Raw genomic sequence first — 17,228 nt, forward strand, 5'->3', positions numbered from 1 at the left:
ATTATTGGTTATTTACGTCTTCTTCATTCATACGTTTTTCAATTTGGCTAATTGAGTAAACGTCGTTTGAATCAACTTTTGGTGATTCTTGTTCTTCAACTTTAGCGTTGATTTCACCGTAAGTCTTCATTCCAGTACCAGCTGGAATTAGCTTACCAATAATAACATTTTCCTTAAGACCAACTAATGGATCGTTCTTTCCACGGATAGCAGCATCTGTTAGAACACGAGTAGTTTCTTGGAATGATGCAGCTGATAAGAAACTGTTAGTTTCTAGGGCAGCCTTAGTAATACCTAAGATAACTGGACGTGCAGTTGCTGGAATCTTACCAGAAATAACTGCGTCAGCATTAGCTTCCTTAAAGTCGTTAATATCCATTAAAGTACCCGGTAGAACTTCAGTGTCACCTGAGTCCATGATTCTTACCTTACGTAGCATTTGACGAACCATGATTTCGGCATGCTTATCACTAACTTCTACCCCTTGCATACGGTAAGTCTTTTGAACTTCACTTAGCAAGTATACTTCAGTTGATAGTGAGTCACGAACCTTGATTAGTTCCTTAGGATCAATTGAACCTTCGTTAATAGCTTGTCCACGACGGATGAAGTCACCTTCAGCCACGTTCATACGAGCATTAATTGGAACCTTGTAAGTTCTAGTGTCGGCGTCACCTTTAACAGTAACTTCCTTCACTCTTTCAGCAGGGTTTTCTTCAATTAGAGATACAGTACCTGTAACTTCAGTAATTTCTGCTTTACCTTTAGGGTTTCTAGCTTCGAAGATTTCTTGAACACGAGGAAGACCTTGTGTGATATCGGCGTTACCAGCAACCCCACCGGTATGGAAGTTACGCATAGTTAATTGAGTACCAGGTTCACCAATTGATTGAGCAGCAACAGTACCAACTGCTTCACCAACTTCTACAGGTGAACCAGTAGCTAAGTTACGACCGTAACATTTTTCACAAACCCCGTGAACTGTGTTACAAGTGAATGCTGAACGAATTTCAACTTCTTCAATTCCAGCAGCTTCAATTGCTTCAGCTTCAGGTTCGTTAATCATTTGGTTATGCTTAACAATTACTTCACCAGTTTCTGGGTTCTTAACTGTCTTCATAGCATATCTACCAATGATTCTGTCGTATAGAGGTTCAATCATTTCGTTACCTTGCTTCAATGCAGCAACGATAACTCCACGGTCAGTGTTACAATCTTCTTCTCTGATAATAACGTCTTGAGCCACATCAACTAGACGACGAGTTAAGTAACCTGAGTTGGCAGTCTTCAAGGCAGTATCAGTCATACCCTTACGGGCACCGTGGGTAGAAATAAACATTTCAAGAACTGATAGACCTTCACGGAAGTTAGCAGTGATAGGTAGTTCCATGATTTCACCATTAGGTGCGGCCATCAAACCACGCATACCAGCTAATTGAGTAAAGTTAGAGATGTTACCACGGGCACCAGAGTCACTCATCATAAAGATAGGGTTTTGAGGATCAAAGTTCTTCAACAAGTCGTTTTGAATTTCATCCTTAGCATCACTCCAGATACCGATAACTCTTTCGTAACGTTCTTGGTCAGTAATTAAACCACGACGGAATTGTTTTGTAACGTTTTCAACTTTTTTGTGTGAATCAGCAATAATTTGAGGTTTTGACTTAAGGTCAGTAACGTCAGTGATACCAACAGTTAAACCTGACTTAGTTGATTCGTTGTAACCTAAGTCCTTCATTCTATCTAGTAGTTGTGAAGTTTCAGTTACCTTGTATTGCTTGTAAACTTCAGCAATGATGTCTGATAAGAAACCTTTCTTGAAGGCACCGTTTAGAGGAGCATTCTTCAAGTGTTCATGGATATCTTCACCAGGTTCTAGGAAGAAACTGTCAGATAAGTGACCATGTAGGTTAGTATCAGTTGGTTCGTTCAAGTATTGGAATGTCTTTGGAAGAATACCGTTGAAGATAATCTTACCAATAGTTGTTACCAAAATCTTGTCCTTTTGTTCGTCAGTGAATGGCTTTTCGCTCATTGATGAAGCGGCAATACCAACACGAGTGTGCCAGTGAGTTAAACCACTTTGGTATGAAAGTTTAGCTTCTTCAGGTGTATTGAAGATCATACCTTCACCTTCACGGCCTTCTTCTTCCATAGTTAAGTAGTAGTTACCGATAACCATATCTTGAGAAGGAGCAACGATTGGGTTTCCATCACGAGGGGCAAGAATATGAGTAGCAGCTAGCATCAATAGTCTTGATTCAGCTTGTGCTTCGTCTGATAAAGGAACGTGGATGGCCATTTGGTCACCATCAAAATCGGCGTTGTAAGCTTCACAAGCTAATGGGTGAAGACGCATTGATTTACCTGAAACCAATACTGGTTCGAATGCTTGAATACCTAATCTATGCAATGTAGGCGCACGGTTAAGTAATACTGGATGTTCCTTAATTACGTCATCCAATACATCGAATACTTCTTCATCTTTACGTTCGATTTGACGTTTAGCAGACTTAATGTTTGAAGCACTACCACGTTTTACAAGTTCTTTCATAATGAAAGGCTTGAATAATTCCATGGCCATTGGAACTGGAAGTCCCATTTGGTTGAACTTCAAGAATGGTCCAACATCAATAACAGAACGACCAGAGTAGTCAACACGCTTACCAAGTAAGTTTTGTCTGAAACGACCTTGCTTACCTTTAAGCATGTGTGATAGTGACTTAAGTGGACGGTTACCAGGACCGGCAACAGGACGACCACGACGACCGTTATCGATTAAAGCATCAACAGCTTCTTGTAGCATACGTTTTTCGTTTTGAACGATGATACCAGGAGCATGTAGATCTAATAATCTCTTTAGACGGTTATTTCTGTTAATAACACGACGGTACAAGTCATTTAAGTCAGAAGTGGCGAAACGGCCACCTTCTAGTTGTACCATTGGTCTTAAGTCAGGTGGAATAACTGGAATTGCTTCCATTACCATCCATGACAAGTCATTACCTGATTGTAGGAAGGCTTCTAGAATATCTAGACGTCTAACCGCTCTAACACGCTTTTGACCAGTAGCCTTCTTTAGTTCATCTTTTAGTTCAGCAACTTCTTTATTGATATCAACATTGTTCAATAAAGTTCTAATTGCTTCGGCACCAATCTTAGCTTCGAAACGGTTACCGTATTCAAGTTTCTTTTCACGGTAATCTTGTTCTGAGATTAGTTGCTTGTTTTCTAGTGGAGTATCACCAGGATCTGTAACAACGTATGAAGCAAAGTAGATAATTTCTTCCAAAGCACGTGGGCTCATGTCTAATACAAGACCCATACGACTTGGAATTCCTTTGAAGTACCAAATGTGAGTTACTGGAGCAGCTAATTCAATGTGACCCATACGTTCACGACGTACTTTAGCACGTGTAACTTCTACTCCACAACGATCACAGACGATACCCTTGTATCTAATACGTTTATATTTACCACAAGCACATTCCCAATCCTTTGTAGGACCGAAAATTCTTTCGTCGAATAGACCATCTTTTTCTGGTTTTAAAGTTCTGTAGTTGATAGTTTCTGGCTTTTTAACTTCACCAAATGACCAACTACGAATTTTATCAGAAGAAGCTAATCCAATTTGCATGCTTGAAAATTTGTTTACATCGACCAATGGATAGTCCCCTTTCTTTATTCCTTAAAGTTGGTGTTTGCTTTATCGTCTTGTTCAGACTTTTCTTCATCTTTTTCTTCTTGTTCTTTCTTTTGCTTTTCAGCTAGTTTGCTTAAAGCATCAACGTTAACAACACCGTCGTCTTCTTCGCTGTCTAAGTCACGAAGTTCGATTTCTTGGTTGTCTTCGTTAAGAACCTTCATGTCTAATCCTAGAGCTTGAAGTTCTTTTACAAGAACACGGAATGATTCAGGAACACCTGGCTTAGGAATTGGTTCACCCTTAACAATAGCTTCGTATGTCTTAACACGACCAACAACGTCATCTGACTTGTAAGTCAAGATTTCTTGTAGTGTGTATGCGGCACCATAAGCTTCTAGGGCCCAAACTTCCATTTCACCAAAACGTTGTCCACCAAATTGTGCTTTACCACCAAGTGGTTGTTGAGTAACTAGTGAGTAAGGTCCAATTGAACGAGCATGGATCTTATCGTCAACCATGTGAGCAAGTTTCAAGTAGTGCATTACACCAACTGCAACACGTTTATCGAATGGTTCACCGGTTCTACCATCGTAAACAACTGACTTACCGTCTGAAGCCATACCAGCTTCCTTAACAGCGTCCCAGATATCTGAATCACGAGCACCGTCGAATACCGGAGTACTTACGTGGATACCTAGTTTTTTAGCAGCCATACCTAAGTGTAATTCAAGAACTTGTCCAATGTTCATACGTGAAGGCACACCCATGGGACTCAATAGGATATCAATTGGAGTACCATCTGGTAAGTAAGGCATATCTTCTTCAGGAATAACAATGGAAACAGTACCCTTGTTACCGTGACGACCAGACATCTTGTCCCCTACTTGGATCTTACGTTTTTGAGCAATGTAAACTCGAACCATCTTGTTTACACCTGGTGCTAATTCATCACCATTTTCTCTAGTGAAGACCTTAACGTCTTGAACGATACCGCCACCACCGTGAGGTACACGTAGTGAAGTATCACGGACTTCTCTAGACTTTTCACCGAAGATAGCATGTAGTAAACGTTCTTCAGCTGATAATTCTGTTACACCCTTAGGAGTAACCTTACCAACTAAGATGTCACCATCATGTACTTCAGCACCAATTCTGATAGTTCCTTCTTCGTCAAGGTTTCTTAAAGCGTCTTCCCCAACGTTAGGAATTTCTCTAGTCATTTCTTCAGGTCCAAGTTTGGTATCTCTAGTTTCTGATTCGTATTCTTCAATATGAATTGAAGTGTATACATCTTCTCGAACTAATCTTTCTGAAATACCAATGGCATCTTCGAAGTTGTAACCTTGCCAAGTCATGAACGCAACAACTGGGTTTTGACCTAAAGCAAGTTCTCCGTTTTCCATTGAAGGACCGTCGGCTAGAATTTCATCAGCGTCAACCTTGTCGTTTACACGAACGATTGGACGTTGGTTGTAGTTCTTACCACCGTTTGAACGTTGGAACTTCATTAGCTTGTAAGTATCTAATGAACCGTCTTCTCTTCTAACACGTACTTCGTCAGCGTCAACGTATTCAACAGTACCTGGGTGTTTACAAATTAAAGCAACACCAGAGTCATGAGCTGCCTTGTATTCGATACCAGTACCAACTAGTGGTGCATGTGGGTTAACCAAAGGAACAGCTTGACGTTGCATGTTGGCACCCATCAAGGCACGGTTGGAGTCATCGTTTTCCAAGAAAGGAATACATGCAGTGGCAACTGAAACTACTTGCTTAGGAGAAACGTCCATGTAGTCAACGTTTTCAATCTTAGTTTCAATATTGTTTGACTTGTATCTAGCCATAACAACATCGTTCTTGAATGATCCGTCTTCATTTAATGGAGAGTTAGCTTGAGCAACTACGAAGTTATCTTCTTCGTCAGCTGATAAGTAATCAATCTTATCAGTTACTTTGTGAGTATCCCATGATACACGACGGTAAGGTGTTTCCACGAAACCGTACTTGTTAACCTTAGAATAACTTGAAAGTGAGTTAATCAAACCAATGTTAGGACCTTCAGGAGTTTCAATAGGACAAATACGACCATAGTGAGTGTAGTGAACGTCACGAACTTCGTATCCGGCACGGTCTCTGGTCAAACCACCAGGTCCCAATGCAGATAGACGACGTTTATGAGTTAATTCACCCAATGGGTTAGTTTGGTCCATGAATTGTGACAATTGTGATGAACCAAAGAATTCCTTAATTGAAGCTACTACAGGACGAATGTTGATTAATTGTTGTGGAGTAACAGTACTAGTGTCTTGAATTGACATACGTTCTCTTACTACACGTTCCATTCTTGCTAGACCAATTCTGAATTGGTTTTGTAGTAATTCACCAACAGAACGGATACGACGGTTACCTAAATGGTCAATATCATCAGGTTCACCAATTCCTTCTTGCAAGTTGAAGAAGTAGTTGATAGCAGAAATAATATCTGCTGGAGTGATGTGATGGTAATCCAATGAGATGTTGTCGTTTCCAATCATGTTAACAACATGATCTGGGTCTTTTTCTGATTGTACTTTGATGATTTGTACAGTCATTGGTTCTGGAACAACTGATTGTTCTGAAGGGTTGAAAGTGTATGCCTTGAAGTCTTCGCGGTCCAAGTATGGAGCTAATTCCTTCATGACATTCTTATCAATTACAGTACCCTTCTTAGCAATAATTTCACCAGTATCTGGATCAGCTAAAGTTTCAGCAAGGGTTAATCCTAGTAAACGAGTCTTTAGGCTTAACTTGTTGTTAGTCTTGTATCTACCAACAGGAGCCATGTCGTAACGTTTTGGATCGAAGAAACGAGTAGTCAATAGGCTACGAGATGAATCAGCAGTCTTAGGTTCACCCGGACGTAGACGTTCGTAAATGTCCTTTAATGCTTCTTCAACACGTGAATCTTCTGTGTCTTTGTGGACATCTTTTTCAAGAGTCAATGAAAGACTATCATTGCTACCCAAAATTTGAGTAATTTCGTCATCTGAACCGAAACCTAATGCACGAACTAGTTCAGTAATTGGTAGCTTTCTAGTTCTATCAATACGAACGTATGATAAGTTCTTTGCGTCAGTTTCGAATTCCATCCAGGCACCACGGTTAGGAATTACAGTAGTACCATAGCTGATACGTCCATTCTTGTCTTCTTCTTTGTGGAAGAATACACCAGGAGAACGAACTAATTGTGAAACAATTACACGTTCCGCCCCGTTAATAATGAAAGTACCTTGATCAGTCATCAATGGGAAATCGCCAAAGAATACATCTTGGGTCTTAATTTCACCAGTTTCATGATTGGTCAATTTCAATGTGATATGAAGTGGAGCTGAGTAGTTAGCCTCATGATCTCTTGCTTCATTAACAGTGTACTTAGGTTCTAATAATTGGTAATCAACGAATTCTAAGGATAGTTTTCCTTGGAAATCATCAATTGGCATAATGCTGTTAAACATTTCACGCAAACCTTCATCTAAGAACCACTTGTATGAATCGGTTTGAATTTCAATTAAATTAGGTAAATCAAGAACTTCCTTGATTTGAGAGTAACTTCTACGAATACGGTGTTTACCATATTTAACTAAATGTCCTGCCAAGTTCTTCACCCCTCCAAAAATTTCTACGTAAGTGAAATATTACAATTGTGTTACAAATGCATTTTTTTACCCTTTTTATCTAAAAATGAGCAAAAAAAAACCAAAATAAGCAATTCAAATTGAAGCTTATTTTTGGTTAATATAGGCGTGTCTGACGGACAATAGATCGCCGACACACATTTCACTTCGTAGTTATATATTTAGTATGATACTCTCGAAGGTATACAAAGTCAAGATTTAGACAATAAAAAAGAGGGATAATTCCCTCTTTTTTATTATGCCTTAACGGCTTCTTTTTTAGTGATTGTAATCTTGCCTTTAGATGCTCCGATTGAAACGTCATCCCCTGGTTTAATTTCACCAGAAAGAATTTCTTCAGAAACTTTATCTTCAACATCGTTTTGCAATGCACGACGAATTGGACGTGCACCGTATTCAGGATTGAAACCATTCTTAGCAATTAATTCGATTGCTGCTGGAGTCATCTTCACGTTGATTCCTAAGTCGTGAACTCGTTTCAATAAATCGTTAGCCATTAGCTTAACAATTTCTTGAACTTGTTTTTCGTTTAGTTCGTGGAAGATGATTGTTTCATCGATACGGTTTAAGAATTCTGGTCTGAAGAATCTCTTCATTTGTTCTTCGACCGTCTTTCTCATTAGCTTGTAGTTTTCATCGTCATGATCTAGTTCAGCACCAAAACCAACAGTCTTCTTATCACGTAGTGTTCTAGCACCTAGGTTAGAAGTCATGATTAGGACAGTATTTCTAAAGTCGACATGTCTACCTTTAGAATCTGTTAGGTATCCATCATCTAATACTTGTAGTAACAAGTTGAAGACATCTGGATGAGCCTTTTCTACTTCATCGAATAGGACAACTGAGTATGGATGTTGTCTTACCTTTTCGGTCAATTGGCCACCTTCATCGTATCCAACGTATCCTGGAGCTGAACCAACCATTCGAGAAGCTGATTCCTTTTGCATGTATTCTGACATATCAATTCTGATAATGTCATCCTTTGAACCAAACATTTCTTCAGCTAAGTCCTTAGCTAATTCAGTCTTACCAACACCGGTAGGACCTAAGAAGATGAATGAACCGATTGGTCTATTTGGATCCTTGATTCCACTTCTAGCACGTCTAATTGCACGTGATACGGCAGAAACGGCTTCGTTTTGACCAATAATCTTCTTGTGTAGGATTGATTCTAGGTTAACCAAACGCTTGCTGTCAGCCTTAGTCATCTTAGTTACTGGAACCCCAGTCCATTCTGAGACAACCTTAGCGACATCTTCACCGGTTTCTTCGATATCGAAGTTGTGGTCTTCTTGACGTTGCTTTTTGATATCAGCGGTTTCTTGACGCTTAGTCTTTAGTTCTTCTTGTAGTTCTTGTTCCTTTTGACGAAGTGAAACGGCATCTTCGAAGCGTTGTTCTTCGATGGCACTTTCCATTTGAGTACTGTATTCGTTAATCTTGTTTTCTAGTTCTTCTAATGGATTGTTTTCGTCTAGGTTGTTGATTCTAACCATTGCGGCTGCTTCATCCATCAAGTCGATTGCCTTATCAGGTAGGAAACGGTTGCTGATGTATCTGCTTGATAAATCAACGGCCTTTTCAATCGCATCATCGGTAATCTTTACTTGGTGGTGGCTTTCGTACTTAGGACGAATTCCCTTTAGGATTTCGACAGCTTCATCTCTAGTAGGTTCATCAACTGAAACAGTTGCGAATCTTCTAGCTAATGCACCATCTTTTTCGATGTACTTTTGGTATTCATCCAAAGTAGTAGCACCGATGGTTTGAAGATCTCCTCTTGCAAGCGCAGGCTTTAGGATGTTAGAAGCATCGATAGCTCCTTCAGCACCACCGGCACCCATTAGAGTGTGTAGTTCATCAATGAATAGGATTACATTACCAACTGACTTGATTTCACTGATAATCTTCATTAAACGTTTTTCAAACTCACCACGGTACTTAGTACCAGCGACTAGAGTTCCCATTTCAAGCATCATAATACGCTTATTTTGCATGTCTTCTGGAACTTGTCTGTGAGCAACCTTTAGTGCCAAGCCTTCAACAACAGCAGTCTTACCTACCCCTGCTTCCCCGATTAGCACTGGGTTGTTCTTAGTACGACGACTAAGGATTTGAATTACACGTTTGATAACATCGTCTCTACCAATAGTAGGATCGATTAGACCATCTTTGGCTGACTTAGTAAGGTCAGTAGCAAGTGAGTCTAATGTAGGAGTAGTTCCATTGTTTCGAGCTGCTCTAGTTCCTGGTAGTGGAATGTTCTTTGAGTTTGAACTTGAATCGCCTGGGAATCCCATCTTGCGTAATAGCACCTTCTTTACGTCGTTTACTTCGACCACGTTTAGTGCCACTAGAATTCTAGCAGCTAAAGTGTCTGGAGTATCTAAGATGGCAAGTAATAAGTGTTCTGTTCCTATCTTAATTGCACCGTATTTCTTCGCAATTTGGCCAGATAAGGTCAAGATTGCTTCAGCCTTAGGTGAGTATGGTAGGTATGTGTCCTTGTCTGAATCGGTTAAGTTACCGTATCCAACCAAGATTTCCATTTCGCCTTTAATATCATCTTCGTGTACATCGCATTGCTTTAAGGCTGACTTTGCGATGCCGTTATCTTCCATAGATAAAGCTAGTAATAAGTGTTCTGTCCCAATCCCTTGGTGGCCAAACACTTTGGCTTGTTCTTGTGCCAAAATCAATACGTTCTTTGCGCTTGGAGTAAAAATGTTATCCATATCGTGCCTCACTTTCTAGCTTTTGTATCTTAAATGATCAAGTATTGCGACCATTATATTCGCTCTAATCTCATTTTCAAGTAGTTTGTTGCCAACGGCTAGTGTCTGCTTGTTAATAGATGCTAACACTAAATCGGCTTCATTGTCAGTAATTAGATCATTTAACACCAAAGTGTTGATAATTGCTTTACCCTCACGTTGTGTTAAATCGTCGCCAATGGCATTAATCAGCGTATCTAAAATATCTATATTATCAAGCAGCTTCACCTTTTCAATGCGGATATATCCACCGCCACCACGTTTACTTTCGACTACGTATCCATTTTGAATGGTAAACCTAGTCTTAATAACGTAGTTAATTTGTGATGGAACCACATCAAAATGGCTGGCAATATCAGATCTACTTATTTCGACTCTCTCGTCTTCAGCAATCATTTCCTTTAAATACTTCTCAATAATATCCGAAATATTCTTACCCTGCATAATACCACCTCTTTCTTTGACTAATTCTGACTATAATTATACGGACTTATATTGAAAATGCAAAGATTTTTAACGAAAAACAAAAAAGAGAAAACAAATTAATGTTTTCTCTTTTGGTTATATTATCGGGAAGACAGGATTCGAACCTGCGACCCCCTGGTCCCAAACCAGGTGCTCTACCAAGCTGAGCTACTTCCCGAAAATAAAAAAATGCACCCAGTAGGAGTCGAACCTACAACCTTCTGATTCGTAGTCAGACACTCTATCCAGTTGCGCTATGGGTGCATAATAGTATTAAATTATTGAAATGCCGAGGACCGGGATCGAACCGGTACGGTTATCACTAACCGCAGGATTTTAAGTCCTGTGCGTCTGCCAATTCCGCCACCCCGGCAGAACTATGCAAAAGCGGAAGACGGGATTCGAACCCGCGACCCCCACCATGGCAAGGTGATGTTCTACCACTGAACTACTTCCGCATAATGCCGACTAGATGATTCGAACACCCGACCTCTTCATTACTAGTGAAGCGCTCTAGCCAACTGAGCTAAGTCGGCAGCAATTATGCAAATTGCAAATGCGGGCGAAGGGATTCGAACCCCCACTTCCATAAGGAAACTAGAACCTAAATCTAGCGCGTCTGCCAGTTCCGCCACGCCCGCATGATTATATTAAAATGTATATGGCATAGAGCCAATGAGCCGTGGCAGGTTCGAACTGCCGACCCTCTGATTAAAAGTCAGATGCTCTACCGGCTGAGCTAACGGCTCATATGGAGGATACAGGGCTCGAACCTGTGACCTCCTGCTTGTAAGGCAGATGCTCTCCCAACTGAGCTAATCCTCCATGAGGTCTTCCAAGTTATCTCTTAACAAGACAACTATTTAATAATATCATTTCTTTCAAGTGATGTCAACAAGAAATTTTACTTAATTGTTGATATGACTTGCTTCTGAGCCGTTCTCTTTAACTCAACAAAAGATATTATATCTAAATTTCTGCTATCTGTCTACCCTTTTTTTCAAAAAAATAAAAAAGCGACAATCTTTCGATTATCGCTTTAGTTATAACTATTCAATTAGTCTTCTTTTTCGATCTTAGTCTTACCACCCATGTATGGTTGTAGTACTTCTGGAATGTTGATTGATCCATCTTCATTTTGGAAGTTTTCTAAGATAGCAGCTACAGTTCTACCAACAGCTAAGCCAGAACCGTTTAGAGTGTGAACATATTGTAGTTTACCATTTTCATCCCTGTATTGGATGTGTGCACGACGTGCTTGGAAATCAGTGGTGTTTGAACAACTTGAGATTTCACGGTAACGACCTTGAGCTGGCATCCATACTTCGATGTCATGAGTCATTGCAGCAGTGAAACTCATGTCACTAGTAGTTAATGTGATTACATGGTAAGGAATACCTAGCATCTTCAATAGGTCTTCTGCATGTGCAGTAATGCTTTCTAGTGCATCCCATGATTGTTCAGGTTTAGTGAATTGAACCATTTCTACCTTATTGAATTGGTGTAGACGAATTAGACCTCTTGTGTCTCTTCCGGCACTACCAGCTTCTGATCTAAATGCTGGTGATAGTGCAGTGAACTTAACTGGTAGTTTGTCTGCATCCATTACTTCATCTCTGTAGTAGTTTACCAATGGAACTTCGGCAGTAGGAATCATTGTTAAATCACTGTCAGCAATTTCGAAACCGGCCTTTGTTTCCTTAAACTTAGGGAATTGACCAGTACCAAACATTGATGCTGAGTTTACCATGTATGGTGGTAATACTTCTTTATAACCAGCCTTAGCATTTTGGTCTAAATAGAAGTTGTAAATGGCACGTTCTAGCTGTGCACCTGCACCCATGTAGTAAACAAAACGACTACCGGCAACCTTAGCACTTGCTTCGAAGTCTAAGATGCCTAACTTTTCACCTAAGTCCCAGTGATGTTTTGGTTCGAAGTCAAACTTACGTGGTTCACCGTATTTTCTTAGTTCAACGGCACCTTCTTCAGTCAAACTAACTGGAACGTCATCTGCTGGAATGTTTGGTAAGTGCGCCGCTAAGTCTTGTTGATCTTGTTCAACTTTTTCAAGTTGTTCATCTAATTCCTTAACTTCCTTACCTACTTGTTGCATTTCAGCGATGGCGTCAGCAGCGTCTTCCTTGTTACGTTTTGCTTCCGCAATTTTCTTTGATACTTCGTTCTTCTTAGCTTTTAATCCTTCACTTTTTACGATTAGTTCACGACGCTTTTCATCGTAACCTAATAGTTCATCGATTGTTTCAGCTTTGATATTTCTAGTAGCTAACTTTTCCTTTACCCAGTCAGCGTTTTGACGAATCATTTTCATATCTAACATAGTAAATACCTCCAATTTTGCAAATAAAAAAGAAGACCTCCATCCATTGGGACGAAGGTCTTCTTTTCGCGGTACCACCCAAGTTCTTAGCACATGCTAAACACTCGTTTGGAGATAACGGTCACCTGCCGTGTAGCATTACCTACCCGCTTTTGCGTATGCCGGAATTTCGACTTGCAATTCACACCAACCATTGCATCTCTTTGTTGTCTACTTAAAAACATACCTTGCGTTTATTTGTTGACTCAATAATATTATAAAAAAATGTGATTGGCAACTATTTTAAGTTCAATTCAGCAATTTTTTCATCAATTTGTTTTAGAACTGCTGCTAAATCTTCTTCGTTTTCGATAAAGTCAAACTTATCACCGTCGATTTGCATCTTAGGAGATAAATCGTAGTTGTCATACCAGTCGTTGTAACGACTATTTAAGTCTTGGTAATAGTTGTATAGTTCTGGATCTTTATCCACTTGTTCGTAACTTCTACCACGTTTTTTGATTCGTTTTAACATGGTATCGAATGAAATGTTGATGTGGATTAATAAATCAGGATTCTTTTGGTTCAATGAACCAGGAATTTCTTCCATCATATTTTCCAACAATGAATCGTAGATATCAGCTTCAGTTGAAGTGGCACGTTTCATATCAGCATTCAATCTAAATAGTAATGAATCTTCGTAGATAGAACGGTCCATAACACTTAACTTTTCGTTGTGGGCCTTTTCAATATTGTTTAGACGTGTATTTAAGAAGTAAATTTGTAATAAGAATGCATACTTCTTAGGATCCTTGTAAAACAATGGAAGAATTTCGTTATCGTCCACTGATTCGTAATACCCAGTTGAATCAAGATGAGCAGATAGGATCTTAGTTAAAGAGGTTTTTCCGGCTCCAATGGTTCCAGCAAGTACTATCATAATAATCTCCTTAATTTCGTTTTCTAATATACTATTTTAATACATTCAAGTCGTTTTGAATATGAAGAAATTGATGGCAAACAAAAAAGATGCCGTTAAAACGGCATCTTCATTATATTATTTTTCTTCATCTCTTAAATCAGAAGGAGATACATCAACCTTATCTAGAGGAATTAGATGTGTCTTGTGCTTAATCTTGTAACCAATGTATAGAATTAATACAAGTGGTACTGAGATGTAAGTAATTCCGATTTGTTCCCAATCCCAGTTAGCAAATGAGTTTACGTTTTGACCACAAATAACTAAGATACATAGAATTAAAGTAATGATTGGTCCAATTGGGAACCAAGTAGCATGGTACTTCAATTCGTCTAGTGAATGACCTTGCTTGATGAAGGCTCTTCTGAAACGGTAATGTGATAGTGCAATTCCGACCCAAGCAATAAAACCAGTAAGACCAGAAGCGGCAACTAACCATAGATAAATTTGTGGACCTTCGATACTTGTAATGAAAGTAAGTAATGCAATCACAGTAGTAACTGTTAAGGCACCAACTGGAATACCGCGACGGTTAGTCTTACCCATAGCCTTAGGAGCGAATCCTTGGTGAGCCATTGAGTAAAGCATTCTAGTTGAAGCATACATTCCTGAGTTAGCTGATGAAATGACTGAAGTTAAGATAACAGCGTTCATAATAGAAGCAGCGGCTGCTAAACCAGCACGCTTGAATACGATTGTAAATGGACTAATTGCAACATCGGTAGCACTTGAACCTAATAGATCAGGACTAGTGTAAGGAATGATTGAACCAATTACGAAGATTGCTAGGATGTAGAATAAGATAATTCTCCAGAAAACATCCTTGATCGCACGTGGAACGGCTTCTCTTGGGTTATCTGATTCACCAGCAGTAATACCAACTAATTCAGTTCCTTGGAATGAGAAACCAGCGACTACGAATACCGCTAAAATCATTGGAATACCACCAACGAATGGCGCTTGCTTGTAAGTGAAGTTAGATAAACCAATGTAGTGGCCACCCATGATACCAAAAATGGTTAAAACACCAACAGCTAAGAAGATAAAGATTGTAATAACCTTAATCAATGACATCCAGAATTCTGTTTCACCGAATGACTTAACTGATAATGCGTTCACACAAAGGATTAGTGCTAATGTAATCGCACTGAAAATCCAACCTGGCATGTGTGGTAACCAGAACTTCATTACTAAAGCTGCAGTTGAGATATCAACGGCAACGGTAATTGCCCAGTTGAACCAGTAGTTCCAACCCATGGCAAATCCAAGCGCTGGGTCAACGTACTTACCTGCGTAAGCCGCGAATGAACCTGAGATAGGTGTGTTGGTTGCCATTTCACCTAAACTAGTCATTAAAAAGTAAACCATTAGTCCCATTAATAAGTAAGCAACTAATGCTCCACCAGGTCCCGCTTGGCTAATAACTGAACCAGAGGCAACGAATAGACCGGTACCGATTGAACCACCTAAGGCAATCATAGAAACGTGTCTAGTCTTTAAACCTCTCTTTACATGATTATTTGAGTTTTCACTCATGATGTATTTCACCCTCTATAAGTATTTCTAAGAGGTGCCGATAATAACTAAAAAAGTCTCTTCCTGTAAACACAAGAAGAGACCATAATAATTTCTTTTAATTATTGATCACAAAGCACTCCGTGGAATTAACCACGACAGTCTCTAGCCTATTAAGCTAGAACCCAACAAACTCGATTCATAAGGAATCGGTCGTTTCGGCAGACATCCCCTTTCACCATCAATCGTTGTCGCCCTATCGACTCATGATGGCTACTTTTGTCAGCTGCGCCTCTTCTTAGATTTCTACAACATTATATATTAATGTCTTTACGATTACAATACTATTTTACTTTCATTTCAAAAACGAGGTTGTCTTCGTATTCATCCACCTGTGTAAAACCTAAACTGTGTAAAACTTTTTGCGAAGGTAAATTACGGGCTTCAACCGTTGCTTCGACCACCTTTACGGGTGCTTTTAGACAATTTAAAACCTCACCCAATGCATAGGTCATGTATCCACGCTGTTGATAACTTGTGTTAATAAAGTAACCTAATTCGATATTTTCGTAATCCGGTTCAAAGTTATCCCCAATTTCCGGAAAAATATTAATAATCCCGATTAGTTTTCCACCGTTGATAAGTCGAATTGCATACGTTTTATTGGTATCATTTTCGGATTCGAACAGCATATGCACCTTTCTTTCATCGTTAACTGGCTCAAAGCCGGTCTTTTTGGCTAGTTGTTCATCGCGCATCATTTCATAATAGTCGGCAAAATCATCTGTGCGTAACTCAGTGACTGCCACTTCTTTTTCAGGTGAATTATTCTTTTTATCCACAATCATTATCTCCTTGCGTTAAAATATATGTAAAACATATTTGAGAGGTGCTTACATGAGAATCATCAGAGAATCGATTCGTCAAAACTCAAACGCTTTTCTTCAAGGATATCTTAAATCAGCAGATGTGCAAACTAATCAATACAAATATCCTGCCGTAATCGTCGTTCCCGGTGGATCTTATACTCACATTTCACTCCACCAAGCAGAAAGCTTTGCACTCAATTTCAGTGCCAACGGTTACCAAAGTTTCTATCTAAGATACACATTCGAACAAGAAGCAATGCCACTAATGCCCAATCCACTAGAGGAATTGGCCAACAGCATCAAATACATTCGAGAACACGCCAACGAATTCAATATCGATGAAAGTAGAATCGTGATTGCCGGATTCTCCATTGGTGGTCATATCTGCAGTCTCTACAATGACTTTTATCACACCGATTGGATGCAAAAACTAGCCGGTGTGGATAACGCAGAGATTTTGAAACCAAATGCGGTTATCCTAAGCTACCCTGTGACTAACTTAACCTGTGGTTTCCCTAAGGATAAGGAAAGCATCTTAAACTGGGTATCAGATGAACAACAAGTAAAGGCTGACGAACACGTTTCAGCTAAAAACATGCCAACATTTATCTGGCACACCGCCGACGATCCATTCGTTCCTGTGGAAAACGCGCTTAAGTATTCCATTAAGTTAAACGAATACAATGTGGATAATGAATTACACATCTTCCACCACGGTCCTCACGGAATGGGACTTGCCAATAATATTACATCCTGGAACGAAGATTCCAATAACGCCCGTGTCGCCGAATGGTTTGACCTTGCCATTACCTGGTTAGATGAAATCTGGGCAAAATAAAAGAACTGATGAATTTCATCATGAACTGAACCCCTTGAGTTGGAGAAATCTAACCTAAGGGGTTCTTTTATGTTTTCTAAAGAATTAAAATTAGCTGCCATTAAAGATTATTATAATGGTTTAGGATTTACAAAAATTATTAATAAGT

9 protein-coding genes, 8 tRNA genes and 1 riboswitch are annotated in these 17,228 nt (G+C 39.5%); of the genes, 1 reads left to right on the forward strand and 16 read right to left on the reverse strand.

What is annotated here, in order from left to right:
* Position 1: 1 nt before the first annotated feature.
* The 16 genes from rpoC to OEZ61_RS04260 all read right to left on the reverse strand — a co-directional run bounded on the left by rpoC (position 2) and on the right by OEZ61_RS04260 (position 16,215).
* Positions 2 to 3,664: a DNA-directed RNA polymerase subunit beta' gene (rpoC, locus tag OEZ61_RS04185; RefSeq protein WP_034534414.1), complete on the reverse strand. Its 3,663-nt coding sequence runs from the start codon at positions 3,662 to 3,664 to the stop codon at positions 2 to 4.
* Between the two features lie 17 nt (positions 3,665 to 3,681).
* Complete coding sequence (locus tag OEZ61_RS04190; RefSeq protein WP_041152921.1) at positions 3,682 to 7,290, reverse strand: DNA-directed RNA polymerase subunit beta; 3,609 nt, start codon at positions 7,288 to 7,290, stop codon at positions 3,682 to 3,684.
* Between the two features lie 266 nt (positions 7,291 to 7,556).
* On the reverse strand, positions 7,557 to 10,055 hold the full coding sequence (locus tag OEZ61_RS04195) for an ATP-dependent Clp protease ATP-binding subunit (RefSeq protein WP_041152922.1): 2,499 nt from the start codon (positions 10,053 to 10,055) through the stop codon (positions 7,557 to 7,559).
* 15 nt (positions 10,056 to 10,070) lie between these two features.
* The gene (locus tag OEZ61_RS04200; RefSeq protein WP_041152923.1) at positions 10,071 to 10,538 is read right to left on the reverse strand and encodes a CtsR family transcriptional regulator; all 468 of its coding nucleotides are present in this window, start codon (positions 10,536 to 10,538) and stop codon (positions 10,071 to 10,073) included.
* A 125-nt stretch (positions 10,539 to 10,663) separates the two neighbouring features.
* A tRNA-Pro gene (locus OEZ61_RS04205) sits at positions 10,664 to 10,737 on the reverse strand.
* Between the two features lie 12 nt (positions 10,738 to 10,749).
* Positions 10,750 to 10,823: transfer RNA gene (locus OEZ61_RS04210), tRNA-Arg, on the reverse strand.
* 23 nt (positions 10,824 to 10,846) lie between these two features.
* Positions 10,847 to 10,932: transfer RNA gene (locus OEZ61_RS04215), tRNA-Leu, on the reverse strand.
* Between the two features lie 13 nt (positions 10,933 to 10,945).
* Positions 10,946 to 11,017 (reverse strand) — tRNA-Gly (locus tag OEZ61_RS04220).
* A gap of 4 nt (positions 11,018 to 11,021) precedes the next feature.
* Positions 11,022 to 11,095 (reverse strand) — tRNA-Thr (locus OEZ61_RS04225).
* 21 nt (positions 11,096 to 11,116) lie between these two features.
* A tRNA-Leu gene (locus tag OEZ61_RS04230) sits at positions 11,117 to 11,200 on the reverse strand.
* Between the two features lie 35 nt (positions 11,201 to 11,235).
* Positions 11,236 to 11,308, reverse strand: a tRNA-Lys gene (locus OEZ61_RS04235).
* Positions 11,309 to 11,311: 3 nt separating this feature from the next.
* A tRNA-Val gene (locus tag OEZ61_RS04240) sits at positions 11,312 to 11,384 on the reverse strand.
* Positions 11,385 to 11,616: 232 nt separating this feature from the next.
* Positions 11,617 to 12,900 (reverse strand): serine--tRNA ligase, encoded by a 1,284-nt coding sequence (gene serS, locus OEZ61_RS04245; protein WP_034531486.1) that lies wholly within the window; start codon positions 12,898 to 12,900, stop codon positions 11,617 to 11,619.
* Positions 12,901 to 13,177: 277 nt separating this feature from the next.
* Positions 13,178 to 13,819, reverse strand: a complete 642-nt coding sequence (locus OEZ61_RS04250; protein ID WP_034531485.1) for a deoxynucleoside kinase — start codon at positions 13,817 to 13,819, stop codon at positions 13,178 to 13,180.
* 117 nt (positions 13,820 to 13,936) lie between these two features.
* On the reverse strand, positions 13,937 to 15,394 hold the full coding sequence (locus tag OEZ61_RS04255) for an amino acid permease (protein WP_290047009.1): 1,458 nt from the start codon (positions 15,392 to 15,394) through the stop codon (positions 13,937 to 13,939).
* Between the two features lie 105 nt (positions 15,395 to 15,499).
* Positions 15,500 to 15,678, reverse strand: a riboswitch (Lysine riboswitch).
* A 39-nt stretch (positions 15,679 to 15,717) separates the two neighbouring features.
* Positions 15,718 to 16,215: a GNAT family N-acetyltransferase gene (locus OEZ61_RS04260; RefSeq protein ID WP_290047010.1), complete on the reverse strand. Its 498-nt coding sequence runs from the start codon at positions 16,213 to 16,215 to the stop codon at positions 15,718 to 15,720.
* A gap of 55 nt (positions 16,216 to 16,270) precedes the next feature.
* On the opposite strand from OEZ61_RS04260, the gene OEZ61_RS04265 reads away from it, so the two are divergent.
* Positions 16,271 to 17,080, forward strand: a complete 810-nt coding sequence (locus tag OEZ61_RS04265) for an alpha/beta hydrolase (RefSeq protein ID WP_263500166.1) — start codon at positions 16,271 to 16,273, stop codon at positions 17,078 to 17,080.
* Positions 17,081 to 17,228: the final 148 nt, after the last annotated feature.

It is taken from the genome of Apilactobacillus sp. EABW-1NA (assembly GCF_030398685.1).
GTDB lineage: Bacteria > Bacillota > Bacilli > Lactobacillales > Lactobacillaceae > Apilactobacillus > Apilactobacillus waqarii.